This window comes from Rhizobium sp. 25PS6, assembly GCF_032464655.1.
GTDB lineage: Bacteria > Pseudomonadota > Alphaproteobacteria > Rhizobiales > Rhizobiaceae > Rhizobium > Rhizobium laguerreae.
The window spans coordinates 206,188-227,857 of record NZ_JAWDIV010000009.1 but is presented as its reverse complement, the minus strand read 5'-3'; the positions used below and the strand labels follow the sequence as shown (position 1 = coordinate 227,857).

Annotated in this window: 18 protein-coding genes; 12 read left to right on the top strand and 6 right to left on the bottom strand. The window is 61.5% G+C overall.

Going from position 1 to position 21,670, the window contains the following annotated elements; translation table 11 throughout:
- The first annotated feature begins 18 nt into the window (after positions 1-18).
- Together RWK44_RS15345 and RWK44_RS15340 are read left to right on the top strand one after the other, a co-directional pair.
- On the top strand, positions 19-540 hold the full coding sequence (locus RWK44_RS15345) for a DUF995 domain-containing protein (protein WP_168283267.1): 522 nt from the start codon (positions 19-21) through the stop codon (positions 538-540).
- 3 nt (positions 541-543) lie between these two features.
- Entirely contained in the window at positions 544-1,512 is a 969-nt protein-coding gene (locus tag RWK44_RS15340; protein ID WP_316029043.1) for a glycoside hydrolase family 26 protein, read from the top strand.
- A 64-nt stretch (positions 1,513-1,576) separates the two neighbouring features.
- Here the strand turns inward: RWK44_RS15340 and RWK44_RS15335 are convergent, their stop codons facing one another.
- Positions 1,577-2,863 carry an ABC transporter substrate-binding protein gene (locus RWK44_RS15335; protein WP_316029042.1) on the bottom strand — a complete coding sequence of 429 codons (1,287 nt, stop codon included), beginning with the start codon at positions 2,861-2,863 and terminating at the stop codon, positions 1,577-1,579.
- Between the two features lie 147 nt (positions 2,864-3,010).
- On the opposite strand from RWK44_RS15335, the gene RWK44_RS15330 reads away from it, so the two are divergent.
- Genes RWK44_RS15330 through RWK44_RS15320 form a run of 3 tightly spaced genes read left to right on the top strand, consistent with a single transcriptional unit; the run spans position 3,011 to position 6,917 of the window.
- Positions 3,011-4,045: a LacI family DNA-binding transcriptional regulator gene (locus RWK44_RS15330; RefSeq protein ID WP_316029041.1), complete on the top strand. Its 1,035-nt coding sequence runs from the start codon at positions 3,011-3,013 to the stop codon at positions 4,043-4,045.
- An 8-nt stretch (positions 4,046-4,053) separates the two neighbouring features.
- On the top strand, positions 4,054-5,910 hold the full coding sequence (locus RWK44_RS15325; protein WP_316029040.1) for a DUF2264 domain-containing protein: 1,857 nt from the start codon (positions 4,054-4,056) through the stop codon (positions 5,908-5,910).
- Positions 5,907-6,917, top strand: a complete 1,011-nt coding sequence (locus RWK44_RS15320) for a hydroxyacid dehydrogenase (protein ID WP_316029039.1) — start codon at positions 5,907-5,909, stop codon at positions 6,915-6,917. The genes RWK44_RS15325 and RWK44_RS15320 overlap by 4 nt, the downstream gene beginning before the upstream one ends.
- Positions 6,918-6,970: 53 nt before the next feature.
- Here the strand turns inward: RWK44_RS15320 and RWK44_RS15315 are convergent, their stop codons facing one another.
- From RWK44_RS15315 to RWK44_RS15295, 5 genes are all read right to left on the bottom strand, one after another.
- On the bottom strand, positions 6,971-8,248 hold the full coding sequence (locus tag RWK44_RS15315) for a Gfo/Idh/MocA family protein (protein WP_316029038.1): 1,278 nt from the start codon (positions 8,246-8,248) through the stop codon (positions 6,971-6,973).
- A gap of 41 nt (positions 8,249-8,289) precedes the next feature.
- Positions 8,290-9,120: a sugar phosphate isomerase/epimerase family protein gene (locus tag RWK44_RS15310; protein WP_316029037.1), complete on the bottom strand. Its 831-nt coding sequence runs from the start codon at positions 9,118-9,120 to the stop codon at positions 8,290-8,292.
- A gap of 26 nt (positions 9,121-9,146) precedes the next feature.
- Positions 9,147-10,310 carry a dihydrodipicolinate synthase family protein gene (locus RWK44_RS15305; RefSeq protein ID WP_316029036.1) on the bottom strand — a complete coding sequence of 388 codons (1,164 nt, stop codon included), beginning with the start codon at positions 10,308-10,310 and terminating at the stop codon, positions 9,147-9,149.
- A 3-nt stretch (positions 10,311-10,313) separates the two neighbouring features.
- Positions 10,314-11,462 carry a Gfo/Idh/MocA family protein gene (locus RWK44_RS15300; RefSeq protein ID WP_221942257.1) on the bottom strand — a complete coding sequence of 383 codons (1,149 nt, stop codon included), beginning with the start codon at positions 11,460-11,462 and terminating at the stop codon, positions 10,314-10,316.
- Between the two features lie 131 nt (positions 11,463-11,593).
- Positions 11,594-12,271 (bottom strand): TetR/AcrR family transcriptional regulator, encoded by a 678-nt coding sequence (locus RWK44_RS15295; protein WP_131665430.1) that lies wholly within the window; start codon positions 12,269-12,271, stop codon positions 11,594-11,596.
- A 198-nt stretch (positions 12,272-12,469) separates the two neighbouring features.
- On the opposite strand from RWK44_RS15295, the gene RWK44_RS15290 reads away from it, so the two are divergent.
- The 7 genes from RWK44_RS15290 (at position 12,470) to RWK44_RS15260 (ending at position 21,318) form a co-directional block, all read left to right on the top strand.
- Complete coding sequence (locus RWK44_RS15290; protein ID WP_316029035.1) at positions 12,470-13,756, top strand: ABC transporter substrate-binding protein; 1,287 nt, start codon at positions 12,470-12,472, stop codon at positions 13,754-13,756.
- A 6-nt stretch (positions 13,757-13,762) separates the two neighbouring features.
- Positions 13,763-14,722 (top strand): carbohydrate ABC transporter permease, encoded by a 960-nt coding sequence (locus RWK44_RS15285; protein ID WP_131665428.1) that lies wholly within the window; start codon positions 13,763-13,765, stop codon positions 14,720-14,722.
- Positions 14,715-15,602 (top strand): carbohydrate ABC transporter permease, encoded by an 888-nt coding sequence (locus tag RWK44_RS15280; protein ID WP_003544261.1) that lies wholly within the window; start codon positions 14,715-14,717, stop codon positions 15,600-15,602. Before RWK44_RS15285 ends, RWK44_RS15280 begins: the two co-directional genes overlap by 8 nt.
- Complete coding sequence (locus tag RWK44_RS15275; protein WP_316029034.1) at positions 15,602-16,699, top strand: Gfo/Idh/MocA family protein; 1,098 nt, start codon at positions 15,602-15,604, stop codon at positions 16,697-16,699. Before RWK44_RS15280 ends, RWK44_RS15275 begins: the two co-directional genes overlap by 1 nt.
- Before the next feature lie 32 nt (positions 16,700-16,731).
- The gene (locus RWK44_RS15270; protein ID WP_222011215.1) at positions 16,732-17,808 is read left to right on the top strand and encodes an ABC transporter ATP-binding protein; all 1,077 of its coding nucleotides are present in this window, start codon (positions 16,732-16,734) and stop codon (positions 17,806-17,808) included.
- A gap of 183 nt (positions 17,809-17,991) precedes the next feature.
- On the top strand, positions 17,992-18,867 hold the full coding sequence (locus RWK44_RS15265; RefSeq protein ID WP_131640113.1) for a phosphotransferase: 876 nt from the start codon (positions 17,992-17,994) through the stop codon (positions 18,865-18,867).
- A complete protein-coding gene (locus RWK44_RS15260; protein WP_316029033.1) occupies positions 18,868-21,318 on the top strand; it encodes a GcvT family protein in 2,451 nt (816 codons plus the stop codon).
- Positions 21,319-21,670: the final 352 nt, after the last annotated feature.

Below are 21,670 nucleotides of genomic sequence, written 5' to 3'. Positions count from 1 at the left end.
TCGAGTATGGAGGATGTAATGAGTATCGGATCGAGACTATTGGGAGCTGCGCTTGCTCTCAGCCTGTGCCTGCCGGTGGCAGCGCACGGCGCCGAGGTTGCCAAAAAGGACGCGCCGACGCCGCTCAGCGCCTATGAGCTCTATCGGATCTACGGCGACAAGACCTGGACCTGGAACACCGGCGGCGGCCGTTTCTTCGATGACGGCCGGCGGTTCGTTGCCTGGAGCAACGACAAGGGGCAGCCGTCCTTCGCCGAAGGCAGATGGGTGGTCGACGATCTCGGTCAGCTCTGCATGCGCGCCACCTGGACGAATGCCGAGGGCGCGGCCCGCGCCAGCACCTGTTTCGGACATCGCAAGATCGGTAACACGATCTACCAGCGGCGCCAGCCGAACGGCGAATGGTACGTCTTCCGCCACGCATCGGTGCGTCAGGGTGATGAGTTCCAGAAGCTTGTTCCCACGGACACCGTGAGCGCGAAGGCAAGCGAACTGAAGCAGATCCTGCTGAGCCAGGAAGTAGCCCGAAAAGGAGGGTGAGCCATGAAGAAGCTGATGAAAAAAAACCTCTCGACCGCCGCGATAGCGCTGCTGCTACTGTGTGTCGCGGATCTGCCGGGCCGAAGCGAAGTGCAATATGCCGGCATTGCCCCGAACCCGGCGGCGGCCGTGCGGACGATCATCGACAAGCGCCCCGTGCTTCATGCCGAGGGCATCAAGTTCGGTGCCTATGATCCGCACGGCGATTTCGGCGCCCAGGCGAATGTCGCGACTGAAGCCCTGTTCCTGCCATGGGAGGACGTCGACCTCGAGACGTTGCGCGTCGCCGATGCCTATGCGCAGGCCAGAGGCCGCAACCTGCTGATCACCGTGGAGCCATGGTCCTGGGACGTCGATTGGCGGCTGACCTCCGCCGAGCTTCGCGCAAAGGTTCTGCGCGGCGACTACGATGTCAACATGCGTGCGATCGCGCAGATGATATCGGCGCTGAAAAGCCCGGTGATCGTCCGCTGGGGGCAGGAGATGGAAGATAAGTCAGGGCGGTTTTCATGGTCTGGCTGGAACCCGCAGGACTATATCACCGCCTACAGGCGGATGATGGACATCGTCGGCCAGGAGGCGCCCGGCACCGAGCTCATGTGGTCGCCGAAGGGAGAGCCTGGCCTCGAGGCCTATTATCCCGGCGACGATTATGTCGATCTCGTCGGCCTCTCAGTCTTTGGTCTGCAGCGCTACGACGAGCTTGCCTACAATGAGCACCGGACCTTCTCGGAAGCGCTGAAGCAGGGATATGATCTCGTCGCCGGCTACGGCAAGCCCATCTGGGTGGCTGAGCTCGGCTATGAAGGCGGCGACGCCTATATGAAGCCGTGGATCGAAACGGCCACCTTGAAGCAGAGCGCCTTCCCGAATCTGCAGGAAGTGGTCTATTTCAACGATCGGGATGTGCACGCCTGGCCCTTCAATCTCGGCCGGCCGGACTGGCGCGTGGTCGAAAGTCTGGCCAACTGATAGCCAGAAAACAGAAAGGCCCGCCGGGGTGTTGCGGGCCTCTCCTCTCATATCAGGCGACCGATCATCCCTTGAGCGTTGCCTTACCCTCTTCGATGAGCCGTGTTGCCGCATCGGCGGGCGAGACCCGTTCGAAGGCGAGTTCGTCACAGATCGGGCGCAGCACCCGCTGGTCGAATTGGGTTGCGCCCATTGGCACCGGCGGCGGATATTCGCCGACCTGATCCTTGAGCAGGTTCACATATTTGACCGTTTCCTGCTCCGTCGGGTTAAGCTGCGGCAGGATGGCTTCGCGCACGGTAGGCGACATCGGCACACCGCGTTCGACACCGAGAATCTTGCCGGCTTCGGGATCGTTGACAAAGAAGCTGATGAACTTCGCGGCAGCTTCGCCCTGCTTGGTCGTTGCGCCCACACTCCAGATCAGTGCCGGGCGGTAATAATGGCCGGATGGACCGCCCTTCTTTTCTCGCGGCAGCATGGTGATGCCGAGCTTGTTCTTGATGATCAGTTGATAGCCGATCATCTGGTTTGAATAGGCCATGCCGATCACCGACTTGCCGAGACCAAGCGCATTGGTGTCGATGGTGTTCTGATCGAGCGTCTGTACGTCGGCGGCAACAGTGCCACCCGCTTTGCGCAGTTTCTCCCAGTAGTCGAACCATTCCCTGGCATCGTCGGCCGTGAAGCCTAGCCCAACGCTTTCCCTCGCAAAGAGGCTCTTGCCACGCTGGCGCAGCCAGGCATCGAACACATAGGCGTAGCGCGCCGCATAGGGGCCGCCGCTCTTGCCAGAGGACTTGGCGAGTTCTACGGCGAGCTTGGCATACTCATCCCAGGTGAGGTCGGGCGTCGGCACCGGGATGCCTGCCTTTTCGAACTCGACTGTGTCGAAGAACATCGAGAAGGAGTTGAGGCCGAGGCCAACACCATAGAGCTTGCCGTCGATGGTGGTCAGTTTCAGCATGTCGGCGCCGAAGCTATCGACCTGCAGCGTCGAGGGGACGAATTCATCGAGCGGCAGGCAGGCGCCGCGCTTCGAATAGTCCGAGATGGTTCCTGGCTCGAGCTGGAAGATGTCGGCGATCGAGCGGCCGGCCATCTGCGTTGCGAGCTTCGTCCAGTAGCCGTCGCCCGAAAGCGATTCACCGACGATAGTGACGCCGGGCGTCTTGGACTGATAGAGCTTGGCGACGTCAAGTGTGCGCTTGGCGCGATCGTTGGAACCCCACCACATGGCACGTAGCTGTGCGTCTTCGGCAAAGGCCGGAATGGCGCTTCCGGCACCGAAGGCGAGGCCGGCGGCCGCGCCGGCTGAACCCATCAGGAATGAACGGCGATTGACCTGCATGATATCCTCCTTGTTCCAATATGCCCGCTGCCATCCTCCAATGGCGTTGTCAGGGCATTTCAGCAAATAGAGTACGCAAAAAAAAATTTATTTGCAAGAACCAACCATTTTCTTGCAAATTTGCATTATTTGCATAATGTTTGCCCCATGATCGACCAAAAAATCAGACGGCCGCGTCAGGCCGATATAGCCACATTGGCCGGCGTCTCGGTCTCCACGGTGTCACGCGTGCTCGCCAACGAACCTGGGATCAGCGAAAGCGTGCGCCGGCAGATATTGAAAGTGGCAGCCGAGAACGGTTATCCCGTCAAGCCTGCTTCCGAAGCCGTTGCAGGCGGACTGGCGCTGATTGCCAGCGACGGCGTCACCGGCACTCTCAGCGTCTTTTATGAAGCGATCGTCGACGGCCTGCGCGCCGGCGCTGCCGAAGCGGGCATGCCCTTCGAAGTCCGGCTGGTCCGCGAGGATCGAACCACCCCGGATGCCGTGCGCGACTATATGCAGACCGCGAGCGCTGAGGGCCTCTTTCTCGTCGGTATCGATCCGAACGACATGTTGCGCGGCTGGCTGCAGGCCAGCATGACCCCGACGGTTCTTGTCAACGGCACCGATCCAAGGATGCAGTTTGATGGCGTTTCGCCGGCTAATTTCTTTGGCGCCTATGAGGCGACCGGCCGGTTGATAAAGGCCGGCCATCGCCGCATCCTGCATCTGAGCGGCTCCCACCGCCATACGATCCGGGAGCGCGTGCGCGGTTTTGAGGCGGCGATTAACGCCGTCCCCGGTGCCGAGGGCCGTTTCGTGTCCCTGACCCTCCAGGGCAGCCCCATCCGTGAGGCGCATGAACGCACCGCCGCAGCACTTGCCGAGAATGCGGGTTTTACCGCCGCCTTCTGCATGAATGATTTCATCGCCGTCGGCGTGCTCGAGGCTGTGACCGAGGCCGGCCTGCGTGTGCCGGAGGATTTCGCGATCGTCGGCTTCGACGATCTGCCCTGCGCGCTGATGACCAATCCACGGCTGTCCACCATGCGCGTCGATCGCGCCGCTCTCGGGCGTGAGGCCGTGTCGCTGATGCTTGCCCGTTTCCGCAACAGGACGGCACCGGCCCGCCACATTTGCCAGGCGGTCGTTCCCGTTCCGGGTGGAACTGTTCCGAATCCGAATGCCGAAAACCCGTGAGAGATGCGATGACCTATGATCCCGCCAGCGCCAACCCGCTCGCAGGCAATCCGCTGGAAACCCGCGCCGATATGAGCCGCGCCCTGCTTGCGCTCTTCGATCCGCTGCTTGGCTGTTTCTCGAACGGTAATGCCCGCGTCACCCTCAATGGCGGCGGCGCCCATTTCGACCGGGCGGCGGCCGACCTCGAAGGGTTCGTCCGCCCGCTCTGGGGATTGGCGCCGCTTGGCGCCGGCAACGGCGAATTCGCCCATTGGCATCGTTTCGCCGAAGGCCTCGCAAACGGCACAGACCCCGCCCATCCCGAATATTGGGGAACGGTCAATGGCCGCGATCAGCGGATGGTCGAGCTTGCCGCGCTCGGTTTCGCCCTGGCGCTGGTGCCGGAAAAGATCTGGGAGCCGCTCGATGCGCGCGCCCGCGGCAATGTCGTCGCCTATCTCAAGCATGTCAGGCAGTTCGACTATGCCGACAACAATTGGAAATTCTTCCGGATCTTCGTCGATATCGCGCTCGATCGTCTCGGCGCTGATTTCGACCGTAGCCTGACGCGGCAATATCTTGAGGAGCTCGAAGGTTTTTATATCGGCGACGGCTGGTATCGCGATGGAAACGTCCGCCGCATCGACCACTACATTCCCTTCGCCATGCATTTTTATGGCCTGATCTATTCGAAGCTCGTCGACGACGACTATGCAAAGCGCTACCGCGAGCGCGCGGTCCTCTTCGCTCGGGATTTCCGGCATTGGTTTGCCGCCGACGGGGCGACGATCCCCTTCGGCCGCAGCCTGACCTATCGCTTTGCCTGCGCCGGTTTCTGGTCGGCGCTCGCCTTTGCCGATGTCGAGGCTCTGCCCTGGGGCGAGGTCAAGCATCTCTGCCTGCAGCATCTGCGCTGGTGGAAGGATAAACCGATTGCCGATCGCGACGGCGTGCTGTCGATCGGTTTCGGCTATCCGAACCTGCTGATGTCGGAGAGCTACAATTCCGCCGGCTCGCCCTACTGGGCCTTCAAGGCCTTCCTGCCGCTGGCGATCGCTGAAGATCACCCATTCTGGACGGCGAAGGAGAAGGTGCCGGAGCAAGCACCTGACATCATCCCCCAGCGTCATCCCGGTATGGTGATCATGCGGGCGGGCGGCGATGTCGTGGCGCTGTCTTCCGGCCAGGAAAACCTGCAGATGCGGTGCGGCACGGAAAAATACGCGAAGTTCGCCTATTCCGCCCGCTACGGCTTCAGCGTCGAGGCCGATGAGCGTGCCTTTGCGCTTGCCGCCTTCGATTCAGCGCTTGCCTTCAGCGATGACGGCCTGCACTACCGCGTGCGCGAAACGAATGAGGAAGCCAAGATCGCAGGCGACGTGCTGTTTGCCAAGTGGTCGCCTTTTGCCGATGTCGACGTCGAAACCTGGCTCGTGCCCGCCGCACCCTGGCATATCCGCTTCCATAGGATCAGGACAAGCCGGCCGCTGCGGATTGCCGAAGGCGGATTTGCCATCGGCCGCCGGGATTTCGAGCTGGATACGCTGTCCGCTTCGGGTGGGATTGCCTATGCGGTCGGCGAAGCCGATTTCACCGGCATTCTCGATCTCGGCTCCTCGGTCAAACGTTCGGGTATTGTCCAGAAGGCAATGCCCAACACCAATGTGATCGTCGCGAAAACCCTGGTGCCGCAGCTGCGCGGGCAGATTCCGGCCGGTGAAACCATCCTGGTGACGGCAGTGCTGGCACTTGACGATCCCGCCGCCCTCTCGTCTGCGTGGACGAAACCGCCGAAAGCGCCTGAGATTGCAGCGCTGGAGGCCCTGGTGAGGGAAAAGGGCGTGACGGTCAGCGCCATCGAAGCGCCCGGACAAATGCCATGAGCCAGCCGGCCATTGTCCTTGCCATGCAACCGTCGCGCACGCAGCATGTCCTGCCGGATGAGGTCCTGCGCCGGTTGAGTAGTATTGGTCGCCTGCTGGATTCCAAGCCGCTGCAGCGCTTCGACGACGAGCATGCGAGACGTCTGCTGGCTGAGGCGGAAATCCTGATCACCGGCTGGGGCGGGCCTTATGTCGGGCCTGAAATTCCCGCCGCGGCGCCGCATCTGAAGTTCATCGTCCATGCGGCGGGCACGGTAAAAGGCGTCATCGACGACGCCATCTTCGAAGCCGGTATCCCGGTCAGCCATGCGGCCGAGGCCAACGCCGTGCCGGTGGCCGAATTCGCGCTGGCGGCGATCATCTTCGCCGGCAAGCGTGTTTTTCGTTTCCGCGATGTCTACGTTGCCGACCGAAACCGCAACCGGACACATTTGATGCAGCGTGAAGCGATCGGAAACTACCGCCGCACCGTTGGCATCGTCGGCGCTTCGCGCATCGGCCGGCGCGTCATCGAGCTCTTGCGACCTTTTGACTATAGACTGCTGCTCTCCGATCCGACGCTTGATGCCGCCGAGGCAGCCGGCCTGGGAACGGAGAAGGTCGATCTCGACGAATTGCTGCGGCAATCGGATATCGTTTCCCTGCATGCGCCGTCGCTGCCGTCGACACAGCATATGATCGATGCGCGAAGGCTGTCGCTGATGAAGGACGGCGCGACGCTCATCAACACGGCGCGCGGCATTCTCATCGATGAGGCCGCCCTGCTTTCGGTGCTGAAGACCGGCCGTATAGATGCGGTCCTCGACGTCACCGATCCGGAAATCCCGGAGGCGGGCTCTGCTTTCTACGATCTGCCGAACGTCTTTCTGACGCCGCATATTGCCGGCGCCATCGGGCTGGAACGGGCGCGACTCGGCGAGATGGCGGTGGACGAGATAGAGCGCTTCGTGACCGGCCAGCCGCTGCTCTACCAGATCCACCAGGCAAATCTCGAAAACATCGCCTGAGGCGCTTCGAGCGGCTTAGAGCAATTCAAGCAAAAGCCCGAAGGTGTCAGGTATCAGCGCGACGTCCTCAGCGAATTTGGCGAACCGTCATTGGCAAGTTCAGGCATGAGATCGGCAATATCGACCACCTTGCCGGTGCGCGAGCTCTCCAGCGCCGCAATGCCGCAGAGCACCGACATGGCGCCTGCCCGCGTGCCGGCGCGTTGCGCAAGCTTGTCTTCCACTTCGGGCTTGAAGATCATGTTGCGCATCCGGTCGTCGCCGCCGTAATGGCCGCCGGTGAAATGCGGAACGACGATGCGCTCCACTGCCTCCTTACCATCAGGGAAATTGCGGATGAGCAGGATCGTGTCCTCCTTCGGCTCTTCCCAGGGCTGGGCTTCATATTGGCGAAGCTCGATGCGCCCTTTGGTGCCGTTGAAGGCAAGGTGATGGCCTTCGATCGGCTGGAAGGTGTTCAGCGAATAGGAGACATGGACGTTGTTGCGGTAACGGAGCGACACCACCATCGTATCGGGAATGTCGATGTCCTCGCGGAAGACGCAGCCGTCTCGGAAGTAGCCGTCGATCTTCGAGGGATCCTCGTAGAGTGAATCGAGGAAGGGATCGGCCTCGAGATCGAGATAGTAGTCGCATTCATGCGCGTGCGGACAGAGCTTGCAGCGCGGGCCGCGGAACGGCCCCTTGCGGCCGTAATTCTGTAGGTCGGCGAAGGAGGTGACGGCTTCGGGATCGCTGTCGAGATACCAGTTCAAAAGATCGAAATGATGCGTCGCCTTGTGGACGAACAGGCTGCCGGAATTTTCCGTATAGGCATGCCAGCGGCGGAAGTAGTCGGCACCGTGCTTGGTGTTCAGATACCAATGAAAATCGACTGAGGTGACCCGGCCGATCTCGCCGGCATTCAGCAATTCCTTGATCTTCGCAGCCGTCGGCGCATAGCGATAGTTGAAGGACACGTCGACCCGGCGACCGGTACGCTTTTCGGCATCCAGAATCCGGCGAATCTTTTCGACCGAGGTCGTCATTGGCTTTTCGGTAATGACATCGATGCCGGACTCCAGCGCCCGCACGACGATATCGTCATGCGTATGGTCGGGCGTACAGACGATGACGAGATCCGGCTTCTGCTCAGCAAGCATCGAATCGATGTTTTCGTAGAGCGGCGCATTGCTGCCGATCATGTTGCGGGCGCGCTCGCCGCGCAGCGAATTCTTCTCAACGATGGCGGTCAGGTCGACATGCTCGCGCCAGCCGGCAAGCAGATCCTTGCCCCACATGGTGGTGCCGCGGTTTCCCGTACCGATCAGGGCAAAACGGCGTTTCTCCATCGAATGATCCTCCTACATGCGTGATGAAACAAATACTGAAATCAGGCCTGGCAGCAGCTCCTGAAGCGCTCGACGCAGGTGGCGATCACTTCGTCGGCCGGGCGTTTCCACCAGTTTTCGGCCGAAAAGATCTCCACCTCCTGAGCGCCGAAGAAACCGGCGGCCTCCACCATCCGTCTTATGCCTTTGAGGTCGATCACACCATCGCCCATCATGCCGCGGTCGAGCAGCATGTCCGTTGTCGGCACCAGCCAGTCGCAGATGTGATGGGCAAAGATGCGTTTCATGCGCCCGGCGCGGGCGATCTGGTTGGCAAGATCGGGATCCCACCAGACATGGTAGACATCGACCGCAACGCCGACATCCTCGCCGAGCTGCTCGCACATATCGAGCGCCTGACTGAGCGTGTTCACGCAGGCACGGTCGGCGGCATACATTGGATGCAGCGGTTCAATGGCGAGCTTCACGCCGGCAGCCTGCGCATGCGGCAAAACGGCGGCAATGCCGTCGAACACCATTCGGCGCGCCGCGACGATGTCCTTCGAACTGTCAGGCAGACCGCCGACGACGAGCACGAGGCAATCGGCGGAAAACGCTGCCGCCTCATCGATGGCCCGCCTGTTGTCGTCGAGGTTTTTCTGCCAGTCGGCATCGTTCGCCGCCGGGAAGAAGCCGCCGCGGCAAAGGCCGGTCAGCTTGATGCCGTTCGATTTGACGATACGCACCGCCTCGTCGAGACCGACCTTGGCGACCTGGTCGCGCCAGGGGGCGATCGCGGTGATGCCGTGTTTCAGGCAGATATCGACAGCCTCGGCAAAGCCGCATTGCTCGCGGATCGTCGCCAGGTTGATCGAAAGTCCTTCGACCTGCATGTCATTCCCCTCCCGTTCCGCGTGCTTCAGTTGACGCCGTGGACGGCAAGCACTTGGCGCATGCGGCCTGCGGCTAGATCGGGATCTGCCAGAACCCGGGCCTTGTCGGCCAGGCGGAAGAGTTCGGCCAGATGCGTCAGCGAGCGGGTGCTCTGCTGGCCGCCGACCATGACGAAATGATCCTGCAGGCCGTTGAGATAAGCGAGGAAGACGACGCCGGTCTTGTAGAAGCGGGTCGGCGCCTTGAAGATGTGGCGCGACAGCGGCACGGTCGGCTCCAGCAGGTCGAAGAATTCATGATTGCTCTTGCGGCCGAGCGCCTCGAGGGCTGCAGAGGCAGCCGGAGCGATCGCATCGAAAATGCCGAGCAGTGCGTCGGAATGGCCCTCTTCGTCGCCGGCGATCAGTTCGGCATAGTTGAAATCGTCGCCGGTATACATGCGCACGCTTTTCGGCAGCCGGCGGCGCATCGCCACTTCCTTCTCCTTGGAAAGAAGCGAGATCTTGATGCCGTCGACCTTGTCGGCATGGGCCTCGATCACCTCGAGGCAGGTAGACATGGCTTCGATGTGGTCGCCGTTGCCCCAATAACCCTCGAGCGCCGGATCGAACATTTCACCGAGCCAGTGGATGATGACAGGTTCCTTGACCTGGCGGAGGATGCGGTCATAGACGCGGATATAGTCGTCCGGCCCTTTGGCGGCAGCGGCAAGCGCCCGGCTCGCCATCAGGATGATGCGGCCGCCGGCGGCCTCCACCGTTTCGATCTGCTCTTCATAAGCCCTGAGGATCGTGTCGACGGTGACGTCGGGTCCCGGCGTCAGATGGTCCGTGCCGGCGCCGCAGGCGATCAGCGCGTCCTTGCGGCCGGCCGCTTCGGCAAGCGCCCGGCGGAGGAGGTCGCGCGCTTCCGGCCAGCCGAGGCCCATGCCGCGCTGTGCCGTATCCATCGCTTCGGCAACGCCGAGGCCGAGATCCCAGAGCCGGTGACGGAAGGCGAGGGTGCGCTCCCAATCGATCGCCGGCGTCAGCCATGGATCGTTGTCGGCGAGCGGATCGGCGACTACATGGGCGGCGGCAAAGGCGATGCGCGGAAAGGCCTTGGCGTCGCGCTTCTTCAGTTCGATCGGCGTGCCGGTCAGCGTGTAGGGAACGATCTTGCCGTCGAGAGGGAGATTGATCGTCGTCACGGCTCAGAACTCCAGTGCGGGAACGTCGAGCCAGCGACGCTCGACCCAGGATTTCAGGCCGAGTTCGGCAAGCTGCACACCCTTGGCGCCGGCTTCCAGGCCATAGGGCCACGGTGCGTCTTCGACGACATGGCGGATGAACATTTCCCACTGCGCCTTGAAACCGTTCTCGAAAGCCTGCGTATCGGGAACCTCGTCCCAGGTCTTGTAGAAGTCGATCGTCTGCGGCTGGTCCGGGTTCCAGACCGGCTTCGGCGTGTTGACGCGGTGCTGGCTCCAGCATTTCGTCAGACCGGCGACGGCCGAACCATGCGTGCCGTCGACCTGGAAGGTGACGAGGTCGTCGCGGCGGACGCGGACGGCCCAGGAGGAATTGATCTGCGCGATCGCGCCGCCTTCGAGCTCGAAGGTCGCATAGGCCGCATCGTCGGTGTCGCAGTCATAGGACTTGCCCTGCTCATCGATGCGGCGTGGAATATGCGTAGCACCGAGGCAGGATACGGCTTTGACTTCGCCGAACAGATTGTCGAGCACGTAGCGCCAGTGGCAGAGCATGTCGAGGATGATGCCGCCGCCGTCGCCCTTGCGGTAGTTCCAGGAGGGGCGCTGGGCCGGCACGCCCCAATCGCCTTCGAAAACCCAGTAGCCGAATTCGCCGCGCACCGAGAGGATCTTGCCGAAGAAGCCGGAATCCCTGAGCAGCGCCAGCTTGCGCAGGCCGGGCAGGAAGAGTTTGTCCTGCACGACGCCATGCTTGAGGCCGGAGCCGCGCGCCTTGCGGGCAAGATCGAGGGCCACCTGCAGATCGTCGGAGATCGGTTTTTCGCAATAGACATGCTTGCCGGCATCGAGCGCCTTGGACAGCAGCTCGGCGCGCATCAGCGTCGTGCCGGCGTCGAAGAAGATCGTGTCGTCGGGATTGGCGAGCGCGGCATCGAGATCGGTCGACCAGCGCTTGATGTTATGCTTCTTCGCCAGCTCTTCCATCTTGGCGCCGTTGCGGCCGACGATGATGGGGTCGATCTCGAGTTTCTCACCCGATTTCAGCGTGATGCCGCCCTGGTCGCGGAAGGCGAGAATAGAACGCACCAGGTGCTGATTGTAACCCATGCGGCCGGTAACGCCGTGCAAGATGATCCCCAAGCGTGCCATTTTTTCCTCCCAGCAAATTTTTGCGGCGGGAGCGGGCATCCTCGTCCGGTCCTCCCGAGCCGGTAACTAAACAGTTACTTGATGGCAGAAGAGCAACGCGGCTGTCAATAGTCAAATCCGATTTTACAAATTCAGCGCTTGATCGAGGTCAGCGTGACGTGGACGATATGCCTTTCCCAGGCATTGAGGTGGGTCGGTTCGATCAGGTCGCGGCCGAAGATCGTCGAAAGCGTGTACTGGTTGGACAGGTAGAAATAACCGAGCGAGGCGATCGTCAGGTAGACATGCAGGGGATCGGCGGTCTGGATGAAGACCCCCTGCTTCTTTCCCCGTTCGAGCACGTCCGAAAGCTCGCCGATCAGATGCGAATGCAGTTCCTTGAGCCGGACGGACTGGCGCAGCCAGCGGGCCCGATGCATATTTTCCGTGCCGAGCAGGCTGAGGAATTCCGGGTGCTGGAGGAAATAACGCCAGGTGAAGAGCGCCAGTTCGCCGATGCCTTCCTCGGGGCTGCGGTCGCCGATATGCAGCGCGCGTTCGGCGGTGCGGATGCCGACATAGGCTTCTTCGAGCACTCTGAGGTAGAGCTGCTCCTTGTCGCCGAAATAATGATAGAGCATGCGCTTGTTGGTGCCGGCGCGCTCGGCGATGGCGTCGACACGAGCCCCGCCCATGCCGTTTTCGGCAAATTCCCGGGTTGCCGCGTCAAGGATAGCAGCGCGTGTCCGCTCCGGATCGCGTTGGGCCGTGCGTTCGGCAGATGGGCGCCGCAACCTTTTCTTTTCCCCATTCCCCCCGCTGTCGTTCATCTCTCCACCTCCGTCTCACATGTTGCGCTCATAAGCCTTCGGTGCGAAATTGTAAAAACCGAATTTGAAAGCCCCGCGAGCGACACCGCTTGACACGCTCGCCGCTTTGCCCGTAGCTTGTAACCAATTAGTTATTTATGCAAGGGTAACTAGGTTCGGAAGCGTGTGGAGGCGCTTCCCTTTGGAGGAGGAAAAGAAATGACATTCCGTGTAAGCAGACGTAATTTCGTCGCGGGAGGCGCCGCGCTTCTCTCGCTCTCGGCGCTGGGAACCAGCGCTTTGGCACAGGAAACGCGACTGCGTCTCCTGTGGTGGGGCTCGCAACCGCGCGCCGACCGCACCAACAAGGTATCGCAGCTCTATCAGTCGAAGAAGCCGGGAACGTCGATCACCGGCGAATTCCTCGGCTGGGGCGACTACTGGCCGCGCCTTGCGACCCAGGTGGCTGGCCGCAACGCGCCCGATGTCATCCAGATGGACTATCGCTATATCGTCCAATATGCGCGGCGCGGTGCGCTCGCCCCGCTCGAATCCTATATGCCGGCCAAGCTCAACCTCGACGATTTCGACAAGGCGCAGATCGAAGGCGGCAGCGTCGACGGTCATCTCTATGGCGTCAGCCTGGGCGCGAATTCGGCGGCCACGGTCCTGAACACCACCGCCTTCAAGGAGGCCGGCGTCGATCTGCCGACCCAGGCGACCACCTGGGAAGAGTTCGCCCGCATGGGTGCGGAGATCACCAAGGCAGGAAAACGCAAGGGCATGTTCGGCATCGCCGACGGCAGCGGCAGCGAACCGCTGTTCGAAAACTGGCTGCGTCAGCGCCGCAAGGCGCTTTATACTGCAGACGGCAAGATCGCCTTCGACGTGGACGATGCCTCCGAATGGTACGACATGTGGGCCAAGTTCCGTGAGGCCGGCGCCTGTGTTCCTGCCGATATCCAGGCTCTCGACAAGAACGACATCGAAACCAACACGGTCTCGCTCGGCAAGTCGGCCGCCGGTTTTGCCCATTCCAACCAGTTCGTCGGCTATCAGGCAATGAACAAGGACAAGCTGGCGCTGACCAACTACATGCGCGTCAAGGGGGATTCGAAGGGCGGCCACTATCGCAAGCCTTCGATGTTCTTCTCGGTCTCCGCCCAGTCGAAAGCCATAGATATGGCCGTGGACTACGTCAATTTCTTCGTCAAGAACCCCGAGGCAGCGCTGCTTCTGGATGTCGAACGCGGCATTCCGGAATCGAGCGCCATGCGCGAGGTGGTCGCGGCGAAGCTTGATGAGAACGGCAAAGTTGCGCTGGCCTATGTCAGCGGCCTCGGCGATCTCGCCGGCAAATTGCCGCCGCCGCCGCCGGCCGGCGCCGGTGAAGCTGATCTGATGTTACGCAACATCGCCGAACAGGTCGGCTTCGGACAGCTGTCTCCTTCCGACGGCGGCAAACAGCTTGTCGCTGAAATCACGCAGATTCTCGCACGAGGCTGATCCCGTATGAGCAATGCGATGCGCACGCCCGCAGGGGCCATCAATGTGGAAAGATATCAGGGGGCCGTGGCCGAAGGACGCTTCAAGCGTCTCTGGAATGCCAATGCTCCCGGCTATCTTTTCCTTCTTCCATGGCTCATCGGCTTTTTCGGGCTGACGCTCGGGCCGGCCCTGATTTCGCTCTACCTTTCCTTCACCGACTTCGACATGCTTCAGTCGCCGCGGTGGGTGGGGATGGCGAATTACGTGCGCATCGCCACGGCGGATCCGAAATTTTCGGCCGCCATGTATGTCACCTTGACCTATGTCGTCTTCTCGGTGCCGTTCAAGCTGACCTTCGCATTGCTGGTCGCCATGGCGCTGAACCGCGGCCTGCGCGGGCTGTCGGTCTATCGTGCCATCTTCTATCTGCCGTCACTGCTGGGCGGTAGCGTGGCGATCGCCGTGCTCTGGCGCCAGCTTTTCGCCGGCGATGGCCTCGTCAATGCCGCGCTTTCGTATTTCGGTATCGAAGGTCCGAGCTGGATCTCGCATCCGAACTATTCGATCTATACGCTGGTGGCGCTGTCCGTCTGGCAGTTCGGCTCGCCGATGATTATTTTCCTGGCCGGGCTGCGCCAGATCCCGCAGGATATGTATGAGGCCGCCAGCCTCGACGGCGCCTCCAAGTTCCGGCAATTCTACAAGATCACGCTGCCGCTTCTGACGCCGGTGATCTTTTTCAATGCCGTCGTCCAGACGATTGATGCCTTCAAGGCCTTCACGCCGGCCTTCATCATTTCCGGCGGCACCGGCGGTCCGATCAACTCGACGCTGTTCTACACGCTCTACCTCTATCAGGAAGCCTTCGGCAATTTCCGCATGGGCTATGCCTCGGCGCTCGCCTGGATCCTGGTGGTGATCATCGCGATCTTCACCGCCTTCTCCTTCCTGACCTCGCGTTATTGGGTGCACTACGATGACTGAGATGACCGCTTCCGTCACTGCGGCCAGGCCGCCATCCGACATCACCAAACGCAGCCTGCCGGCGTCGCTCATCATCCACGCCCTGCTGATCGCCGCTTCGCTCCTCATGCTCTATCCGCTGTTGTGGATGGTTTCGGCATCGGTCAGGCCGGAAACCGAGATCTTCTCGTCGACCTCGCTCATCCCGTCGTCGATCGATTTCTCCTCCTATGCGCGCGGTTGGGTCGGCCTCGATGTCAGCTTCGGCCGGTTCTTCTGGAATTCGCTGGTCATCTCGCTGCTGGTGGTGACCGGCAATGTCATCGCCTGTTCGCTGACGGCTTTCGCCTTTGCGCGGCTGCGTTTTGCCGGCCGGAATTTCTGGTTCGCAATCATGCTCGGCACGTTGATGATCCCCTATCACGTGACGTTGATTCCGCAATATGTGCTCTTTCTCGATCTCGGCTGGGTCAACACCATCCTGCCGCTTGTCGTGCCGAAGTTCCTGGCAAGCGATGCCTTCTTCATCTTCCTGATGGTGCAGTTCTTCCGCGGCATCCCGCGCGAATTGGACGAGGCGGCGATGATGGACGGCTGCAGCGCTTGGCGCATCTACTGGAAGATCATGCTGCCGCTGTCGCTGCCGGTGCTGGCAACGGCCGCCATCTTCTCCTTCATCTGGACCTGGGACGATTTCTTCGGCCCGCTGATCTACCTGAACGACATGAACACCTATACGATCCAGCTCGGCCTGCGCACCTTCGTGGATTCCACCAGCGCATCGGATTGGGGCGGTTTGTTCGCCATGTCGACCCTGACGCTCGTGCCGGTGTTCTTCTTCTTCCTGTTCTTCCAGCGCCTGCTGATCGAGGGCATCGCAACGACGGGCATGAAGCGTTGATGGCGATGACAGGAAAGAGCGACATGAGCATCAGGACGGTCGCGATCATTGGCTGCGGTATCGGCCGCTCCCATATCGTCGAGGGTTACCTGCCGCATTCCGACAAGTTCAAGGTCGTGGCGATCTGCGACCTGAATGAGCAGCGCATGGCAGCGGTCGGCGACGAGTTCGGCATCGAACGGCGCACCACCTCCTTCGCGGAGCTGCTGGCCGACGACACTGTCGACATCATCGATATCTGCACCCCTCCCGGCATCCATCTGGAACAGGTGGTCGCAGCGCTTGCCGCCGGCAAACATGTCGTCTGCGAAAAGCCGCTGACGGGCTCGCTTGCCGCCGTCGATACCATCATGGAAGCGGAAAAGACCGCCAAAGGCGTGCTGATGCCGATCTTCCAGTACCGTTACGGCGACGGCATCCAGAAGGCCAAGCGGATCATCGACGCCGGTATTGCCGGCAAGCCCTATACCGCTTCGGTCGAAACCTTCTGGCTGCGCAAGCCGGAATATTACGCCGTGCCTTGGCGCGGCAAATGGGCGACGGAACTTGGCGGCGTGCTCGTCACCCATGCGCTGCACCTGCACGACATGCTGATGCATCTGATGGGTCCGGCGGCCAGGGTCTTCGGCCGCGTCGCCACCCGCGTCAACGATATTGAGGTTGAGGATTGTGCCTCCGCCAGCCTGCTGATGGAAAGCGGCGCCTTTGTCTCGCTTTCCTGCACGCTTGGTTCGCAGGAGCAGATCAGCCGGCTCAGGCTGCACTTCGAGAATGTCACTTTCGAGAGCAGTCACGAGCCCTATACACCCGGCAAGGACCCCTGGAAGATCATCGCCGCAAACGACGACGTGCAGCAGCAGATCGACAGGGTGGTTGGCGACTGGCAGCCGGTCGCGCCGCGCTTCACCACCCAGATGGGCCAGTTCCACGCTTTCCTCAGCGGCCATGCGCCGCTGCCGGTGACGACAAAGGACGCCCGGCGCGCGCTGGAACTCGTCACCGCCATTTATCAGTCTTCCGATAGCGGCGCCGACGTGCCGCTGCCGGTGGGTTCTGATAGTCCGAAATACGCCGATTGGCGCGCAAGAACGAAGTAACCGGTAAAATAAAAAGAGAGGGTTTTGAGAAGATGGCAACCAGTGTCGTTCTTCAGAAGGTCGAGAAGCGCTACGGCGCGATGGATGTGATCCATGGCATCGACCTGACGATCGATCCCGGCGAATTCGTCGTTTTCGTCGGCCCCTCGGGCTGTGGAAAATCCACCCTTCTGCGCATGATCGCCGGTCTCGAGGAGATCTCAGGCGGCGGGCTGTTGCTCGACAACGAGCGCATGAACGAGGTGGCGCCTGCCAAGCGCGGCATCGCCATGGTCTTCCAGTCCTATGCGCTCTATCCCCATATGTCGGTCTATAAAAACCTCGCCTTCGGCCTGGAGACGGCGGGTTACAAGAAGGCCGATATCCAGCCGAAGGTGAAGCGCGCCGCCGAGATTCTGCAGATCGAGAAGCTCTTGGAGCGCAAGCCGAAGGCGCTCTCCGGCGGCCAGCGCCAGCGCGTCGCGATCGGCCGCGCCATCGTGCGCGAGCCGCGGATCTTCCTGTTCGACGAGCCGCTGTCGAACCTCGATGCCGAACTGCGCGTGCAGATGCGCGTCGAGATCTCCCGCCTGCACCGCAGCCTCGGCAATACGATGATCTATGTCACCCATGACCAGGTCGAAGCCATGACGATGGCGGACAAGATCGTGGTGTTGAATTCCGGCCGCATCGAGCAGGTCGGCGCCCCACTCGATCTCTACAACAACCCGGCCAACCGCTTCGTCGCTGGCTTCATCGGCAGCCCGAAGATGAATTTTTTGAGGGCCCGCATCGAGCAGGTCGGCGAGACCGAAACCAGCATCCATGTCTGCGGCAATTCCGTCCGCCTGCCGCGCCGGCTGAAGGGTGGCACGGGAGAGGAGGTCACCTTCGGCATCCGCCCCGAGCATCTTTCGCTGGCCGAAGGCGCAATCACACTGTCGACCGTCAACGTCGATCTCGTCGAAAATCTCGGCGGCGCCACCATGCTCTACACCACGACGCCGGATAACCAGCTCTTGACCGTCGCGCTCGACGGCCAGCAGAAGGTGGAGCGCGGCGCCAATGTGAGGGCTTCCTTCGACCCGGCCCGCTGCCACGTCTTCGATGCTGCCGGCAAGACGATCTAAGCGCACCGCTGCTTGACAGCCGATCCTCCTCTGGCCCATCATTTCACGAGGGGCCGCTAGAACAGGATGATTTTAGGCCGGGTCGGCCTAAAATCTGAATCCTGTTCTACATTATATAGTTAGAGCATGATTTCGTCCGAAAACCGCTCACACTTTTCGGCATCATGCTCTGGGGGGTTGAGCATGACGCCTGAAGATAGGATTCATGCGCTTGGCATCTGGCAGGGGCCGATCGCAATCTCGCCGATAGCAGGCGGCATCACCAATAGGAACTATCTGGTCAGCGATGCCGTCGCACGCTGTGTGGTCAGGCTCGGCACCGATATTCCGATCCACCACATCAACAGGCAGAACGAGCTTGCCGCGAGCCGCGCCGCCCATGCGGCCGGCATATCGCCTGCCGTCATCCACCATTCGCCGGGCGTCCTGGTGCTCGAATATATCGAGGCGCGGGCGCTGTCGCCGGAGGATATCAGGACCCCGCACACGCTCGCCCGGGTCTTGCCGCTGGTGCGCGCTTGCCATCGCGACATCGCCCGGCATTTCCGCGGCCAGGCAATGATCTTCTGGGTCTTCCACGTCATCCGAGATTACGCCGCCAATCTGAAGGCGTCGGCGAGCAGCTATCTTCCTCTGCTGCCGGGGCTCGTCGGTAGGGCTGAGACGCTGGAAGAAGCGGCAGGGCCTTTCGAGATCGCCTTCGGCCACAACGACCTGCTGGCCGCCAACTTTCTCGATGACGGCAAGCGGCTCTGGCTGATCGACTGGGACTATGCCGGTTTCAACACGCCGCTTTTCGATCTCGGCGGATTGGCCTCCAACAACGAGCTCTCGCAAGCGGCCGAGCACACGATGCTGGAGACCTATTTCGACCGGCCGCTGACCGATGATCTCAACAGGCGCTATGCCGCGATGAAATGCGCCTCGCTGCTGCGCGAGACGCTCTGGAGCATGATTTCAGAAATCCATTCCAGCATCGATTTCGATTACGCCGGCTATACGGCCGAAAATCTCGCGCGCTTCGAGCGCGCCTATCAAGCCTTTGAACAGGACCGATAAATGACGAAGGAATTACCGAAGGCGGCGAAAGCCGTGGTCATCGGCGGCGGCATCATCGGCTGCTCGACAGCCTATCATCTCGGCAAGCTCGGCTGGACCGATACCGTGCTGCTGGAGCGCAAGAAGCTTACCTCAGGCACCACCTTCCATGCCGCCGGCCTCGTCGGCCAGCTGCGCACCAGCGCCAACATCACCCAGCTTCTCGGTTATTCCGTCGATCTCTACAAACGGCTGGAAGAGGAAACGGGCCTCGGCACTGGCTGGAAGATGAATGGCGGCCTGCGCCTTGCCTGCAACGAGGAGCGCTGGACCGAGGTCAGGCGCCAGGCAACCACCGCGCAGTCCTTCGGCCTCGAAATGCAATTGCTGACGTCGCAGGAAGCCTTCGACCTCTGGCCGCTGATGACGGTCGACGATCTCGTCGGCGCCGCCTTCCTCCCTACCGACGGCCAGGCCAATCCCTCCGACATCACCCAGGCGCTGGCAAAGGGCGCCCGCATGTCGGGCGTTTCGATCTTTGAGGATACCGAAGTCCTCGACCTTGAAATCGACAAGGGGAAGATTCGTGCCGTCGTTACGGCGCAAGGTCGTATCCAATGCGAGCGCGTCGTCGTCTGTGCGGGCCAATGGACGCGTACCTTCGCCGCCCGCTTCGGCGTCAACGTGCCGCTGGTCTCCGTCGAGCACCAATACATCATCACCGAATCCTTCGGCGTGCCCTCCAACCTGCCGACGCTGCGCGATCCCGATCGCCTGACCTACTACAAGGAAGAGGTCGGCGGCATCGTCATGGGCGGCTACGAGCCGAATCCCATTCCCTGGGCGAAGGACGGCATTCCCGACGGTTTTCACTACACGCTGTTGGACAGCAATTTCGATCATTTCGAGCAGATCATGGAACAGGCGCTCGGCCGGGTCCCGGCGCTGGAAAATGTCGGCGTCAAGCAGCTGCTGAACGGCCCTGAAAGCTTCACGCCGGATGGCAACTTCATTCTCGGCGAGGCGCCGGAGCTGAAGAATTTCTTCGTCGGCGCCGGTTTCAACGCCTTCGGCATCGCCTCTGCCGGCGGCGCTGGCATGGCGCTTGCCGAATGGGTGACGAAGGGCGAGCCGCCCTATGATCTCTGGCCGGTCGATATCCGTCGTTTCGGCCGGCCGCATTTCGATACCGACTGGGTGCGGACACGCACGCTCGAAGCCTACGGCAAACATTACACCATGGCCTGGCCGTTCGAGGAACATTCGAGCGGCCGCCCCTGCCGCAAATCGCCGCTCTATGACCGGCTGAAGGCGCAGGGCGCTTGTTTCGGCGAAAAGCTCGGCTGGGAACGGCCGAACTGGTTTGCCGATCTCTTCGCCAACGAGGAGCCGAAGGATGTCTACAGCTACACCAGGCAGAACTGGTTCGACGCGGTCGGCCGCGAGCATAAGGCGGTGCGCGAAGCGGCGGTCATCTTCGACCAGACGTCCTTTGCCAAATTCGTGCTGAAGGGCAGGGATGCCGAGGCAGCCTTGTCCTGGATCGCCTCCAACGATGTCGCAAGGCCGGTGGGATCGCTCATCTACACGCAGATGCTGAACGACAAGGGCGGCATAGAATGCGACGTGACGGTCGCCCGCATCGCCGAGAACGAATATTACATCGTCACCGGTACCGGCTTCGCCACCCATGACTTCGATTGGATCGCACGCAATATCCCGGCGGAGATGCATGCCGAGCTGGTCGACGTCACATCCGCCTATTCCGTGCTGTCGCTGATGGGACCGAATTCCCGCGCCGTGCTGGAAAAGGTGACGGGCAGCGACGTCTCGAATGCGGCCTTCCCCTTCGGCAAGGTCAGGACAATCGGCATTGCGGGCTGCCCCGTGCGGGCGCTGCGCATCACCTATGTCGGCGAGCTCGGCTACGAGCTGCATATTCCCATTGAATATGCGACCACGGTCTACGACGTGCTGATGGCATCAGGCGGCGAGCTCGGCCTCGTCAATGCCGGCTACCGCGCCATTGAGAGCTGCCGCCTGGAAAAAGGTTATCGCGCCTGGGGCTCGGATATCGGTCCCGACCATACGCCTGTCGAGGCCGGTCTCGGCTGGGCGGTGAAGATGCGGAAGAATATCCCATTCCGGGGCCGTGAGGCGATCGAGCAGCAGCTTTCGGGAGGCGTTAAGAAGCGCCTCGCCTGCTTCGTTCCCGAGAATGCCGATGCCGTGCTGCTCGGCCGTGAAACGATCTATCGCGACGGCAAGCGCGTCGGCTGGCTGTCGAGCGGCGGCTTCGGTTATACGCTGGGCAAGCCGATCGGCTACGGCTACGTCCGCAACCCCGACGGCGTGACCGAGGATTTCGTCCTCTCCGGCACCTATGAGCTTGACGTCGCGCGGGAACGCATCCCCTGCAAGGTATCGCTGTCGCCGCTCTACGATCCCGATATGGCGCGGGTGAAGGTCTGACGACTCGAATTACCTCATTCTTTGCCTTCGAGCGAAGCTTTGAACAGAGATGACGAGGAGAGGGCACACCGTGTGAGCCCCCTCTGCCCTGCCGGGCATCTCCCCCACAGGTGGGGAGATCACAAGTGGCTAAACCTTCGTGCCCATCTACCGTTTCGCCCGCTGTGACACCAGTTGTTTGGGGAAGCCGTCGCGCCCAGCCAATCTCCCCACCTGTGGGGGAGATGCCCGGCAGGGCAGAGGGGGCGACCACGGCACGCCCTCTCATTACAAGAACCCAGCCACCCCGCGTTGGCGTGACCTACTATATTTGCGGAAAACGACTCTCCTGGGCTGAAGAAGAGCCAGCGGC